Raw genomic sequence first — 12,691 nt, 5'->3', positions numbered from 1 at the left:
GCTTTAGTTTTCCCCCAGGCTTGGTATCTTATCATTCCCTTGTGCTTCTGCCAAGCACTGACCATGGACCCTGGACATCTGCCCGTCGAGTTAACGATGATACGTGTTACCACTACCCCAAAGCCTCGAGACAGATTCGGCTCCATCCCCATTCGCGGCGGCAAGCCGGAAAACAGCTTTTCTTCGCACCCGCATCTGCCCCGCCGCCGAAAGAATTTTTTTCTCTGGACCTGGCTGAAACGACTCGTAACCCTGCTTTTGATCTTGACGCTCCTCCTTGGGTTTGGCAGCCCGCTGTTGGTTCCCTACCTGGCCTCCACCCTTCTGGCCGAAGCGCTCTCCTCCTCCCTCAATCGTTCGGTGACCATTCCCAGAGGGGAATTCAACCCAATTTCCTGCACCCTGACCCTGCACCATCTCATTGTCGGACCAAACCGTTCCCGAGCCAATGACCCGGTGGATCCACTGCTCTCAGCGGAAAAAACGACCATCGCTTTTGCGCCCAAACGAGTACTGGAGGGAGAACTCGCATTCACTCTGAGCGCCGAACACTGCTTTCTGCACCTGGTACGCCAACAGGACGGCAACTACAACACAGGCCAGGCAATGGCGGATCTCCTGACCTCCGCGGCGGTAATTCCTCTGCGTTTTTCCTGTAAAACCGTTGCCATCAGCGACAGCCGTCTCGTTTTTGACGATGCGCAGTCCGGCAAAACCCATCGGGGTGAGGATATCTCCCTGCTTATCTCCTCCGGCGCCACTGGGTCCGCCCCGGCCAGCCCCTTCCGCCTCCAGGCGACACTCAACGGGATCCCGATCAGCCAGGATGACACCACGGGCCTGACCGCCAATCCCGGTCAAGCACCTGCCCCTGCTGAAGCCGAAAGCGAAGAAGGCCAGCCAGCCACGCCTGATGACCCGGCAGCGAAAGCAACAGAGGCCATCGCCCTGGTCCGGGATCTCAGCCAAGCAGGCAGACAATACCTGCAAAACCCCATTAAGCCGCCGGTCGTGCCCCGACCGGCAATACCCATTGCCCACTGACCTGGATACCGCCATGCTCCGCCCGCCCTATACCCATTACAACCGCCTCTACACCTACCATCTCGACCTCAAGGATATTCCGGCCATCGATGATCCGGATCTCATCGGCACCTGGATCGAGGACGACACCGCCATCCTCTTTTTCCACCGGCCCAAGGAACGGCTGGTGCAAAAACTCTGCGAGGCCTCTGGGGCCACAATTATTTATGAGGCGGATTTGGATTATACGGATTGGGAGGCGGGGCGGGAAATTTCCACCTTCACGCTGGACGGCTTCACCGTGGCCCCGGTCTGGGAAAAAGGGGCGGCGGATATCTCGCTGGACCCAAGCGTTATCTTCGGAAGCGGCTTCCACCCCTCCACCCGCCTCTGCCTGGAAGGGCTGCTCAAATATGCGCGCAGCCCGGAAATCTCCATCAATACCGCCCTGGACTTGGGGTGCGGCACCGGATTGCTGGCCATTTCTGCGGCAAAACAAGGGGTGGGCCGAATTATCGCCTGCGACAACAACCGACTGGCCTGCCAGGTGGCCCGCGCCAACTGTGAGACCAACGGGGTGGCGGGCCAGGTTACCGTGCGGGAGACGGATCTGCGTCGGCAATGCCCGGACACCCGGGTGGATCTGGTGATGGCCAATCTCTATAAGGGATTGATGCTTGAGCTGTTTGGAAATCCAGATTTCTGGCAGGCAAAACTCTACCTGCTCTCCGGCTTCATCTCCGGGATGGAAGAGGAACTGCTGGCAGCCCTGCCGCAAGAAGGGATTACCTTTCTGGAAAGAAGGCGCAACGACCGCTGGTGCTCCTGGGCCCTGTTGCGCCAATAAACCCTGGGGGCTATGCCCCTTTTCAGCGAGACTCTCTGCTGCGCCGCTGATAAACCGGACATTGGTTGCGCTTTTCCCCGTCGCATTCACCCACCTCCCAACATGGGGCATAATGCAGGAGCTTGCCGATGGAGGCAATGGTGATGCCGCCGTGGATCATTTTGAAAAGGCACCTGATCCAGGCGATATCATCGAGGCTGTAATACCGCCATTTCCCCTTGCGGCTCGGGGTGACAAGCCCTGCTTTTTCGTAATTGCGCAAGGTGCGCGGGTGCAGGGCCAGTATCTCGGCCGCCGCGGAAATCCGGTACACTGAAGGGTTGGTTTGGCATCGCATGGGCAATCCTTCTCGTTCTCTTAAAGGTGTACAAAAACCGCGCTCAATCCCCCTTTAACGGGAAACTGAAGCGTATCCTGACATATTCCTCTTCCTCACCGCCGATCACCAAGCGGCCTCCGTGCTCTTCCACAATTCGGCGGCAGACACCAAGCCTGCGCCCCCACCTGCCGGACCGTGGTTCTTGGTTGTGTCCGGACTCAAGCGGAATCACGGCCCCATGATCCATGATGGAGATCTCAAACATTCTTCCCTGGCCATTCTCCACCCTGGTGTGCGTGGTGATGCTGAGTTTTTTTCGCGGATCCCTTGCGGCAAACCTCTCGACCAGGCCAGTCCGTATTGTGCTGAGAATACTCAAAAAAACCTGCTGCATGTGCTGGGCATGCACGGGAAACGCGGGCGGCACCGCCTCAAGATCGGTCTCCAACTGGATGCCCTCGCTTTTCAGATGATAGCCGATGAGCAGCAGCGCATCCTCCAGCACCGTTGCCACCGGCAAAAACTCTCCCGCTGCTGTGACCTCGTCCTGTCCATAGAGGATGAACTTTCGGACTATTTCGGCAATCCGTTCCCCAGCCTCAATGACCTTGGCGAGCACCTCGTTCTCCGGCTGCCCAGGTCTTCTGAGCTGCTCCTCATCGGCCAACACCTGCGCATAGTTGATCAGGCCATTGCTGAGATCGCTCACCTCGTGCGAGACTCCGCCGGCCAGGTCCGCGATCATTTCCAGCCCCAAGTTCGCTTCGCAGCCGCCGACCCCTTCAACGCGGACGAGGGGATAGCCTACCAGAATCAACCGTTCAGGCTCACCGGACCCCTCTTGCTCCGGCACAATCCGACACAAGAACCGCCTGGAGCCAGTCAGGCGAGAAACCATCAGTTCAGCCCCCGCATCCGAGCGCAGTTTTTCCAAGAGATCCGATGTGTCGCCTGGTGGCGCCGCCTGAACCGGGCTAAAAAAATCGCGCCAGTCGCGGCCAACAATCTGCTCGGCACCAACCCCAGCCATGCCGGCAAAGACAGGGTTCACGCCAAGAATAGCCCCGGCCGGCGAAAGGGAGAGCTGAATCACCCGCAGGGCTTCAAAAAGCTGAGCATGCAGGTTTTCTCTGCTCAGCAGATGCTGCTGTCCCTCGATGGTGTGCAGGGCCAGGCCAAGATCCCCTGCCAGCCCTTCAAGCAGCTCCATCTCCTTGGTGTCAAAATCCGAGGGAGAGAGGGCATAGATGGAAAGCACGCCGTAAACGGTATTCTGCCAAATGACCGGCAAGGCCGCACAGGCCGCATGCCCGTCGGCCAGAGGAGTTCCCTTGAGCAATCCCTTGGGAATACCGGCCAGGATATCCACCCGCACCACCGGAGCCTTTGAACGCAGAGCCAGGGCGGCAGGATTCCGCTCGCCCCCCTTGTCCTCGGCCTCGGTGAGCAATACCGCCATGCAGGTTTCGCATTCCTTATTGCTCATGGAGGTCGCGCCGTCCGCGGTCACCGGCATGATATCCCCGGTCTCGTCGGGTTGTCCGATCCAAACCAGGCAATACTCATGGTTTGCCAGCAGGGCCCGGCATACCTCGCGAAAAAGCGAAGCCCTGCTTTTACTCCGAGCGATTGCCAGCTGCGCTCCGGTGACCGCCGAAGCCACCCGCTGGAACTTTGCCAGCCCCTGGGCGGTGATGTCGCGGGCCGTTAACAGATCATGAAACGAATAGGCCAGCTCGGAGATCTCCCCGCTCCTCCCTCCAATGGCAAGCCCACCCCTGGTTCCGGTGGCCACCTCTTTCACCTGCTGGACAAGCGCCAACAGTGGCGCAATCAAGCGCCGTTGAAAAAAAAGCAGCAGCACGATGATCAGGCTGACCACCATGGCCAGAGCCCCGATCACCACATTCTGAAAGCTGATCAGTTCGCGTTTGCCATGCTCGACCAGCACCCGATCGAAGAGCATGAGCCGCTCTCCCAGGGTGCGGATTTCCGTATTGAGTTGCCGCAGGTATTCCGGCTTGGCTGGGCCGCCGCTGATCTTGCGCACCAGCAGGACTAGGCCGGGCAGGTCAATGGCATTGGCCAAAGTGAGTTTGTAATGATCGTCTATGAACCGGTTCCCGATAACGGTTGCCAGATTGAGATTGAGTTCCTCCAGTTCCGCACCCACCGAGGCCAAGCCACCATACTGCCCTTCCAGCAGGTTTTCGGTCACATGTTCCCGGATGACGGCGAACTGAAAGACGAGTTTTTCGGTTTGTCGGCTGACCTCGGCATAATTGCGGTACAGTTGATACTGCCTGATCCCCAGGCAGAGCAGGGCCACAAGAATCACCGCGACCGAGACTGCGGTGGCAGGAATCGTTTTCTTCAGCGGAAATGCCATTTCAGTCAGCCATGAAGTTGCAGCAGGGCCGGAAATCCGGCCCTGCCATTTGCCATCAATGCTACCGCAGCGTTACTTCTTTTCCTTCCAGGTATAGAGGATCGGCATCCTGGCCAGAACCGCCCGATAGACCACGATATAGGTGGCATACACGGTGACCACGATTACCACTTCCCGCCAATGGGGAAGCTCCTGATACAATTGCCAGTTGAAGGAGATAAGCGCCGTATTCAAACGGTTCAGGGCCAGGCCGAAAACCGCCATAAAAGCGGCGAAACGGGCCAAGGAGGCGTTGCTGTTGCGCACGGCCATGGTGTAGAAAATCAACGGCAGAATGACCCCCACCACCATCTCGAACATGAACCAGGCACCCCAACCGGTGAGCAGATACGCCCAGTTATTGTCATGGGCAATACCGATGATCTTGATAACCAGATAGGTGATCAAGGCAAGGGAAGCGCCCTTGGCAAGACCCAGGGTCAATTTGCTCAGGTTGTTCAGGTAATTTTCATCACACCGCCAGCGCATGAACCATTTGGTCAGGGTGCTGACCACAATGAGCATGGACAATCCGGCAAAGACCGCTGACACAAAGAAATGGAGCCATTGAAAGGGTGAAGAATACCAGAGCGGATGCACCTTGCCCGGGGCATAGGTAAACAACGCCCCTAGCGCCCCCTGATGCAGGGTGGAAAGGATAATCCCGGCTACAGTCAAACCGAGGACGATGCTTTTGATAAACTTCTTGGCTTTGGGGAAACCCATCCACTCGGAAAAGGCGGGAACGAGCTCCGCCACCTGACAGGAAAGATAGGTGGCCACATGCCAGGCCACGAGAAACAGCACTGCCGCAGGTCCCAAGGAGACGAACATGGGGTAGATCAGACGCCAGGGCTGGCCAAGATCCACCTGGAGAAACATGACCGCAAACGTATAGCCCAGAAGGCCGTTCAACAGGCCGAGCCGCTCGATGGGCTTGAAATCCTTGCGCCCGAAAAGCTCCACCGTGGTTCCCATCATGAAGCCGGAAGCGGAGAGCGGCACCATGACGAACAAGCCCCAGCCGAGAAACAGCCCCCAGGGATAGTCATAGGAGGAATGGGTGACCCAGCCCAGGCCAAAGATAAACCGACCCACGAGGATCGGCAGCCCGATGGCATAAATGGCCCAGAGCAGCCAATTAAACGGGTTGCGGAGCTGCACAGCCCAGTACTCTTTGGGGCTGAGCCCCAGCATAATCTTCTCTTTTACGGTCCATGTACTCCCATCTTTCTTGAGATCGGAGACAACAGGGGCGAACCCTTGTGATTTTAAGCTATTCATCGTCTTCCACCTCTCCTCAGCTTTTATTATCGTCGTTTTTCAGGGCGTCTTTCCGGTTGCTCAGCAAATGAAAGCCGGTGAAGAGCGCGGGCCAGATGGTCAGCACCATCGGCACCATCGCCAGGAACTCCTTGACGTAACTGATGATCGGCTGGGTCCCGAGATGGTTGTCATAGCCGATCTTGTCGAAGGGTACATCGGACATATACAGCCAGGCCGTGCCGCCGACCTCGTTTTCGCCATAGACCTGATCCACGTATTTGTCCGGCTTCTCACTGATCCGCTGATGGGCCAGCTTGAGGAGATCCTTGCGCTTGCCGAAGGTCATTACTTCCTGGGGACACGCTTCGACACAGGCCGGAGGTCGGCCGAATTTCAGGCGGGTGTCGTAGCACATGATGCATTTTTTCACCACCGGATTGATGGCACTGGAATAGCTGTAGGCCGGGATATAGAAAGGACAGGCGATCATGCAGGTCCGGCAGCCAACGCAGACGGTTTTATCATAAATAACCGCGCCTTCCGGCGTCTTTTTGTAAGCATTCACAAAACAGGAGGTCAGGCAGGCGGGTTCATTGCAGTGGTTGCATTGCACCTTACGAAACAGCGGGTGTTCCCGACCCGGAACATCATACTTCTGCACTACGGTATAGGCCTTTTCCGTTGTCCTTCTCGGCAACCCACCCTCGCGCCTCTCTTCAAATACGGAAGGATCGTCAAAGGGTTTGTCCGGCGTCGGCAACGCCTGCTCTTTGTTGCAGGCGGCCTCACAGGTCCGGCAGCCGACACATTTGGTAAGATCAACAAGCACCCCCATGCTGTCCGGGTAGCCGCCAAAATTATGCGTCCCGGCCACGGCCTGTTTGCTTGTTCCGACGGCGGCGATGGCAGCGCCACCGGCCAGTCCGCCTTTCAAGAAACTTCTGCGGTTTAACTTTTTCATAGTGTATTCCTCTGATATCGTTTCAGCCCAAGCTCCAAGCCTCTGTGACTTTCAATCAATGCCCGCCGCCATGTCCGCCACCAGCGGTTGGGGCCGGGGCATATTTGCCCGAATTGAAAAAGGCGTCTCCCTTATCGTTTCTGGTGTGGCAATCCTGGCAACCGGTCGGTCCGCCCATGCTGGTGTGACAGCCAAGGCATTTCTGATGATAAGCCCCTTTGAGACCGGGCTTGCCCTTATGATAGCGCTGCGGATTTCCCTCGATCTTCGCCAGGTCTTCCGCGGAGAACCGCGAGTCGGAATGGCAGTCTTTGCAGGCTACGCTTTTCGCTTTTGCCCCGGCTTCATGACAGCGAGCACAGCTTGGATCGGTGGGGGCAGCCCCGGTTGTGTGGTGATGGCACTCTGCGCAGCTGGCTGCCACCGTGGTATGCATGGCATGGTCAAAGGTCACTGGGGAATAATGGTGTGCCAGAGTGCCAAGTTCCACCGTGCCCGGGCCATCTGCGGCCCAGCTCTGCGCGGCAAGCGGCGCGGTCAGGAGCATTAGCGCGGCCATGCCCAAGAGTGTCTTCTTTCTTCCTCCCATGTTGGTCTCCTTCTGAAAAAGTAATCTCGTAAAGAACAAACTTCGTTTGCATTATCTGTTCGACAGGAGGAATCCCTTTGCCAAGGCCGAGTTGACAAACCTTTCCCAGGCAGACTTCCGGGTATTCCAGCTTCTGCTTAAGCACATCCTGTGCCATGGGTTTCCTCAACCTGCATGAACGGAGGCCGCCACCTTGTAAAAGCGAAAACCAGGCTTCATTTCCCGCGGCAAAAACAGGGTACTGTTCACGATTAAAACGGGCGAAGCGGATGAAACAGGATTATTGGCTGATTGTGGAAGAGGAAAGCTTCTTCCTTGGATGAGAAAAAAATAGACCGCCCTGCTTTTTATTGTGTGGCTGGGGGTGTGTGATGCGGCGTAAAAAGTGTCGCATGCAACAGATGTGTAGCATCACATGTGTTGCATGCGACAGTGACCAAGAAATGGCGGACAAGGTCAACCGGATAGCCCGGTCTTCACTTTATTTTCTTCGGTCAACTTCGGACAGGTCACGATGATATCAACCTCTTCCGCATCAATGGTCTCATTGAGGAGAAGGACCTCGGCCAGCTTATGCAAAAAGGTGATTCGCCCTTCGAGGACGATAATCGCTTCCTGGTAGCACTCGGCGATGATCCGGTTGACCTCCTCGTCAATCGTTCGGGCAATCTCTTCGCTGTATGGACGCTGCCGCGAACCGTTGCCGAGAAACCCTTGATCCGGAGTAACAAAGGCCCGCGGCCCAAGCCGTTCGCTCATGCCAAACTCACAGACCATGCGGGTGGCGATATCCGTGGCCGCCTGCAAATCGTTGCTGGCCCCGGTGGAGAATTCGTTGAAAATGATTTCCTCAGCCGTTCTGCCGCCGAGCAGGATGGTGATCCGGTTGGTCAGATATTCCTTGGAATAGGCGTGGCGGTCATCGATGGGCACCTGTTGCATCACGCCCATGGCCTGCCCCCTGGGGATGATGGTAATCTTATGCACCGGATCGGTGTTGGGCAACACCTTGGCGATGATCGCATGCCCGGCTTCGTGGTAGGCTGTAACCTTACGCTGCTGCTCGCTGATCACCAGCCCGGTTCGTTCGGCGCCCATGAGGATCTTATCCTTGGCATCCTCGATATCGCTGAGCTGGATGCCCGCCTTGCCCTTGCGCGCCGCCATCAGGGCGGATTCATTGATGAGATTGGCAAGCTCTGCCCCGGTAAAGCCCGGGGTGGACTGGGCCACAACCTGCAGGTCAACGTCCGGGTCCATGAGGACGTGGCGGGAATGGACTTCTAAAATCTTACGCCGCCCTTTGACATCGGGAGGCATGATGGTGACCTGGCGATCGAACCTGCCCGGCCGCATCAAGGCCGGGTCGAGAACATCGGGTCTGTTGGTGGCGGCAACAATGATGACGGTTTGATCGCTCTCGAACCCATCCATCTCCACGAGCAGGGCATTGAGGGTTTGTTCCCGCTCATCCTGACCGCCCATGGCCCCGGCTGCCCCACGGCTGCGCCCCACCGCATCGATTTCATCGATAAAGATGATACAGGGCGCACTTTTTTTGGCCTGGGCAAAAAGATCCCGCACCCGTGAGGCGCCGACCCCGACAAACATCTCGACAAAATCCGAACCGCTGATGCTGAAAAAGGGCACCCCGGCTTCCCCGGCAATGGCCTTGGCCAGCAAGGTTTTTCCGGTCCCCGGAGGTCCTTGCAACAGGACGCCCTTGGGGATCTTGCCGCCGAGACGGGTGATCTTCTCGGAGTCCTTCAAGAATTCCACGATCTCAACCAGTTCCTCCTTGGCCTCCGGAATGCCCGCCACATCGGCAAAGGATACCCCTTTGGCCTTTTCCGGGGCCATGGCGACCTTTTTTTTGCCAAAACCGCTGCTGCCGCCTTTCTGGCTGCGAAGCATGAAAAACATCCAGCCGCCCATGAGCAGGAGAACCGGAAAGGTTGAAGACCAGAACGGCGACGCTGACTGGGGCTTCGCGGCGGAGATCCGGACCTTCTTGGCCTCAAGCCTGGGGAGCAGCTGCGCCACATCCGGGGCATAGGTCGAGAAAGACTGGCCGTAGCTGTCCGTCGCGATAATCTCCTGCCCCAGGAGCCGCACCCCTTGGAGCTCGTTGTTGTCCAACCTGAGCAGAAAAGCGGAGTACTCCAGCATGGACGGTCGGTTTTCCACGAGCCAGATGTTGTACCCGACCACCGCCAGGACTGCCGTCAGCATGAGCAACAGATAATTTCGCACGTATTTGGCCACGGTCTCCCTCCTTACACGATGACTGCTTTGTGTAACTGAAACATATTGCAACATCCGGACCATACCTATTGACCAGACTGCCTTTCTCCCTCAGATAAAGAGCAAAAAAAAGCCCGGGCGAACCCGGGCTCAGAGGGAGGTACTACAAGGTTAGCCGTTTATGCGGCATCAGGGGCCGTAACGGATGCTTCAGAGGACAAAGCATCCGCAATCGGCTCCTAATCAGCGTTGGCCGGGAACCGTAACCTTCGGGGTGTTGACATATTTGAAGAACACCGGGAATGCTGCAAAGAAGGCAACACAAACCAGGTACTCAACGCCCTTGATATGGGTGTAGAAATCCACCAGGGTTGCCTGCTCGCCGATCAGGCCAATGGCCACCATGTACTGGCGAACCACTTCACCCAAACCTGCCTTGGAGATGCTGAAACTCAAGGCGGCAAGTGCCCACAACCCGATCACCGCGCCAATGCCGCCCATTACTGCCATGAAAATCCCTGCGCCTTTCTTTTCTGCTGTTGCCTGTGTCATGATCCTTCTCCTTGTTGAATTCTGTTTTTCTATGATCTACAGTTGATCGCTGGTGTATTTTCCGTTTATTTACATTCCGGTTACAGCGGTAAGCCAGCCGCGGCCCAGTTCCATGATGCCGCCCATGCTGCTCATCCCGCCGATCAAACAGGCAATACCCCATAAACCGATCAAAGTTGCCAGGGCAAGAATGACACCCACACCTGCCTGGGATACTCCCTCACCGATTGCTGCCTGATCAAGTTCGCCAAGACCGAGTCCCTGTTTTTGCAATGTGTTCTTCATGGTGAGCCTCCTATGATTTTGTTTTTTCGTTCTTATCACGATGTTGATCTCATTTGATTAGGAGACATTGCACAGGGTGTGCCAACACCTCCCCGGATCGAGGAGGCAATTTTCCAATGCGTAGGCGTAACTCGCTGATTACACAGGGAATAAAAATAAATGGGATTACTGCAGGAAAGGAGGGTGGCGAGTAGCAAATATTCAAATAAAACCGTTTAATATCAATATGCTAGGAGAGCAATGCTCCGATATTCGGCACAGATCAAAAACCGGTGGTTGGCAGGAGGCATGGCAGGAAGGGGAAAATCAAAAAGTGTGGCGCCAACGATTGTGGCGCCACACTTTTGCTGTTGCATGTGTGGCAGAGTGTTGCAGATGCAACACTCTGTTATTCCAAGCCGTAGGCCTTCATCTTCCGATAGAGGGTGCTGCGGTCAATGCCCAGCAACCGGGCGGCCTTGGCCTTGTTGCCATCGGTTTGGGCGATGATGCTGAGGAGATGCGCCTTCTCGTTTTCCGGTGAGAGGGAAGATACCCCCTTGCTCTCAACAGTGGTTGGGGCTTCGACTCCCGCGCCCATAAATGTTGCACCGCCCTCACGGCCACCGCTGCGCACCTCTTCCGGAAGATTGCCCGTGGTGATGGTATCGTCTGGACACAACACACAGGCGCGCTCCACCACATGCTCAAGCTCCCGGACATTCCCCGGCCAGCGGTAAGCGGCAAGCAGCTGCAGTGCCTGATCGGAGATGCCGGTGATATTCTTGTTCAGCCGTTTGCTGAAACGGGCCAGGAACAACTCCACCAGGATGGGCAGATCCCCCTGTCTCTCCCGCAACGGCGGCAGGGTGATGTCAATCACCCGCAACCGGTAGTAGAGATCCTCCCGGAATTCTCCGCGCTGGACCTTCTGTTTCAAGTCGGCGTTGGTGGCGGCCACCACCCGCACATCAACCGTTACTGGCCTGTCCTCGCCAACCGGATAGAAGGTGCGCTCCTGGAGAAAACGAAGCAACCGCAGCTGCATGAGCGGGGAGATATCGCCGATCTCATCGAGAAAGAGGGTGCCGCCGTCCGCCTGGAGAATCCGCCCCTCGCGGTTGCGATCCGCTCCGGTGAAGGCGCCCTTCTTATGGCCGAACAGCTCGCTCTCCATGAGATTTTCCGGGATGGAAGTACAATCGAACTTCACCAGGGGCATGTCCCGGCGCGGGCTTTCCGCGTGCAGGGCCTCGGCCACCAGCTCCTTGCCGGTCCCGGATTCCCCGGTGATCAGAACCGAGGTGTCCACCTGCCCGACATTCTCGATGAGGGTGTACACGGTCTGCATGGCCCGGCTTACCCCGGCCAACCGGTGAAAATAGGTGCGCTTGCCCCGTTTTTCCAGATCTTCCAGCCGACTCACATCGCGAAACACCAGCACCGCCCCAAGAAAATCCTTGCCCTGCTGGCTTTCCAAGGGCGCCGCACAGAGCCGGAAAACAACATGCCCGCCACCATCCGGATTCACCTCAATCCGATGTTCGCTCACCGCTTCCCGACACTCCAGAACCTTCTGCGCGTCAGCGGCAAAACCGGAGAAGCACTCGGCCACCTCCGCCAAACTGGCACCGATGGCAAGACCGGGCATGTGCATGGCCGCCCAACTCTTGGCCTGATCATTCATCTGCACCACCCGCATATCATGATCGACGGTGATGATCATGTCCCGAACGCTGCGGAAGATCGTTTCAAGATATTGCTGGTAGCGCTCCTTCTCCTCGGTGAGCCGCTCCTTCTCCTTCCAGAGCCCATACTGCTGTAAGGCCATCCGCGCGGTGCGGAGCAAATCGGCCTTCTTCACCGGCTTGGCCAGATAATCAAAGGCGCCAAGACGCACCGCCTCGGAGGCGGTGTTGATATTGGGATACCCGGTGACCATGACCACCGGGCACTCCAAGCCCAGATCACGGACCCGCCGCAGCAAATCGATGCCGGAGGCCCCCTCCATGACGATGTCGCTGATGATCAGATCAAAGGTCTGCTGTTCGATGAGCTCCATGGCTTCTTCAAAGGTCGAGGCGGTCAATACCGGCCCGTACCCTTCGCGGCCGAGAAACATCTGAAAGGTCAGCCGCAGGCTTTCTTCGTCATCCACCACCAGTATTCTGGTCTCTGATTTGTCCAGATCAATCATT

11 protein-coding genes are annotated in these 12,691 nt (G+C 57.0%); 2 read left to right on the top strand and 9 right to left on the bottom strand.

Annotation, left to right across the window (positions count from 1 at the left end; all coding sequences use genetic code 11):
• Positions 1 to 96: 96 nt before the first annotated feature.
• Positions 97 to 1,044, top strand: a complete 948-nt coding sequence (locus OLX77_RS08015) for a DUF748 domain-containing protein (protein ID WP_307633070.1) — start codon at positions 97 to 99, stop codon at positions 1,042 to 1,044.
• Between the two features lie 13 nt (positions 1,045 to 1,057).
• Positions 1,058 to 1,870 (top strand): 50S ribosomal protein L11 methyltransferase, encoded by an 813-nt coding sequence (locus OLX77_RS08010; protein WP_307633069.1) that lies wholly within the window; start codon positions 1,058 to 1,060, stop codon positions 1,868 to 1,870.
• Between the two features lie 22 nt (positions 1,871 to 1,892).
• Here the strand turns inward: OLX77_RS08010 and OLX77_RS08005 are convergent, their stop codons facing one another.
• The 9 genes from OLX77_RS08005 to OLX77_RS07965 form a co-directional block, all read right to left on the bottom strand.
• Complete coding sequence (locus tag OLX77_RS08005) at positions 1,893 to 2,207, bottom strand: MerR family transcriptional regulator (protein ID WP_307633068.1); 315 nt, start codon at positions 2,205 to 2,207, stop codon at positions 1,893 to 1,895.
• Positions 2,208 to 2,250: 43 nt separating this feature from the next.
• Complete coding sequence (locus OLX77_RS08000) at positions 2,251 to 4,578, bottom strand: GAF domain-containing protein (RefSeq protein ID WP_307633067.1); 2,328 nt, start codon at positions 4,576 to 4,578, stop codon at positions 2,251 to 2,253.
• Positions 4,579 to 4,650: 72 nt separating this feature from the next.
• A complete protein-coding gene (gene nrfD, locus OLX77_RS07995) occupies positions 4,651 to 5,901 on the bottom strand; it encodes an NrfD/PsrC family molybdoenzyme membrane anchor subunit (RefSeq protein WP_307633066.1) in 1,251 nt (416 codons plus the stop codon).
• 16 nt (positions 5,902 to 5,917) lie between these two features.
• Positions 5,918 to 6,844, bottom strand: coding sequence for a 4Fe-4S dicluster domain-containing protein (locus OLX77_RS07990; protein WP_307633065.1), 927 nt, complete (start codon positions 6,842 to 6,844; stop codon positions 5,918 to 5,920).
• A 55-nt stretch (positions 6,845 to 6,899) separates the two neighbouring features.
• On the bottom strand, positions 6,900 to 7,433 hold the full coding sequence (locus OLX77_RS07985) for a cytochrome c3 family protein (RefSeq protein WP_307633064.1): 534 nt from the start codon (positions 7,431 to 7,433) through the stop codon (positions 6,900 to 6,902).
• 456 nt (positions 7,434 to 7,889) lie between these two features.
• Positions 7,890 to 9,698, bottom strand: a complete 1,809-nt coding sequence (ftsH, locus tag OLX77_RS07980; RefSeq protein ID WP_307633063.1) for an ATP-dependent zinc metalloprotease FtsH — start codon at positions 9,696 to 9,698, stop codon at positions 7,890 to 7,892.
• 222 nt (positions 9,699 to 9,920) lie between these two features.
• Complete coding sequence (locus tag OLX77_RS07975) at positions 9,921 to 10,229, bottom strand: hypothetical protein (RefSeq protein ID WP_307633062.1); 309 nt, start codon at positions 10,227 to 10,229, stop codon at positions 9,921 to 9,923.
• Positions 10,230 to 10,298: 69 nt separating this feature from the next.
• A complete protein-coding gene (locus OLX77_RS07970) occupies positions 10,299 to 10,514 on the bottom strand; it encodes a hypothetical protein (RefSeq protein WP_307633061.1) in 216 nt (71 codons plus the stop codon).
• Between the two features lie 388 nt (positions 10,515 to 10,902).
• Positions 10,903 to 12,690, bottom strand: coding sequence for a sigma-54 dependent transcriptional regulator (locus tag OLX77_RS07965; RefSeq protein ID WP_307633060.1), 1,788 nt, complete (start codon positions 12,688 to 12,690; stop codon positions 10,903 to 10,905).
• Between the last annotated feature and the right edge of the window lies 1 nt (position 12,691).

Source organism: Thiovibrio frasassiensis (genome assembly GCF_029607905.1).
GTDB classification, from domain to species: Bacteria; Desulfobacterota; Desulfobulbia; order Desulfobulbales; family Desulfurivibrionaceae; genus Thiovibrio; species Thiovibrio frasassiensis.
Note: the sequence above shows the minus strand (reverse complement) of the source record. Positions and strands in the feature narration are given on the sequence as shown.

Coding starts and splice junctions, on each gene's coding strand:
- OLX77_RS07985 (WP_307633064.1), bottom strand. CDS start 7,433: ATGGGAGGAAGAAAGAAGACACTCTTGGGCATGGCCGCGCTAATGCTC.
- OLX77_RS08005 (WP_307633068.1), bottom strand. CDS start 2,207: ATGCGATGCCAAACCAACCCTTCAGTGTACCGGATTTCCGCGGCGGCC.
- nrfD (WP_307633066.1), bottom strand. CDS start 5,901: ATGAATAGCTTAAAATCACAAGGGTTCGCCCCTGTTGTCTCCGATCTC.
- OLX77_RS08010 (WP_307633069.1), top strand. CDS start 1,058: ATGCTCCGCCCGCCCTATACCCATTACAACCGCCTCTACACCTACCAT.
- OLX77_RS08015 (WP_307633070.1), top strand. CDS start 97: ATGATACGTGTTACCACTACCCCAAAGCCTCGAGACAGATTCGGCTCC.
- OLX77_RS07990 (WP_307633065.1), bottom strand. CDS start 6,844: ATGAAAAAGTTAAACCGCAGAAGTTTCTTGAAAGGCGGACTGGCCGGT.
- OLX77_RS07970 (WP_307633061.1), bottom strand. CDS start 10,514: ATGAAGAACACATTGCAAAAACAGGGACTCGGTCTTGGCGAACTTGAT.
- OLX77_RS08000 (WP_307633067.1), bottom strand. CDS start 4,578: ATGGCATTTCCGCTGAAGAAAACGATTCCTGCCACCGCAGTCTCGGTC.
- OLX77_RS07965 (WP_307633060.1), bottom strand. CDS start 12,690: ATGATTGATCTGGACAAATCAGAGACCAGAATACTGGTGGTGGATGAC.
- OLX77_RS07975 (WP_307633062.1), bottom strand. CDS start 10,229: ATGACACAGGCAACAGCAGAAAAGAAAGGCGCAGGGATTTTCATGGCA.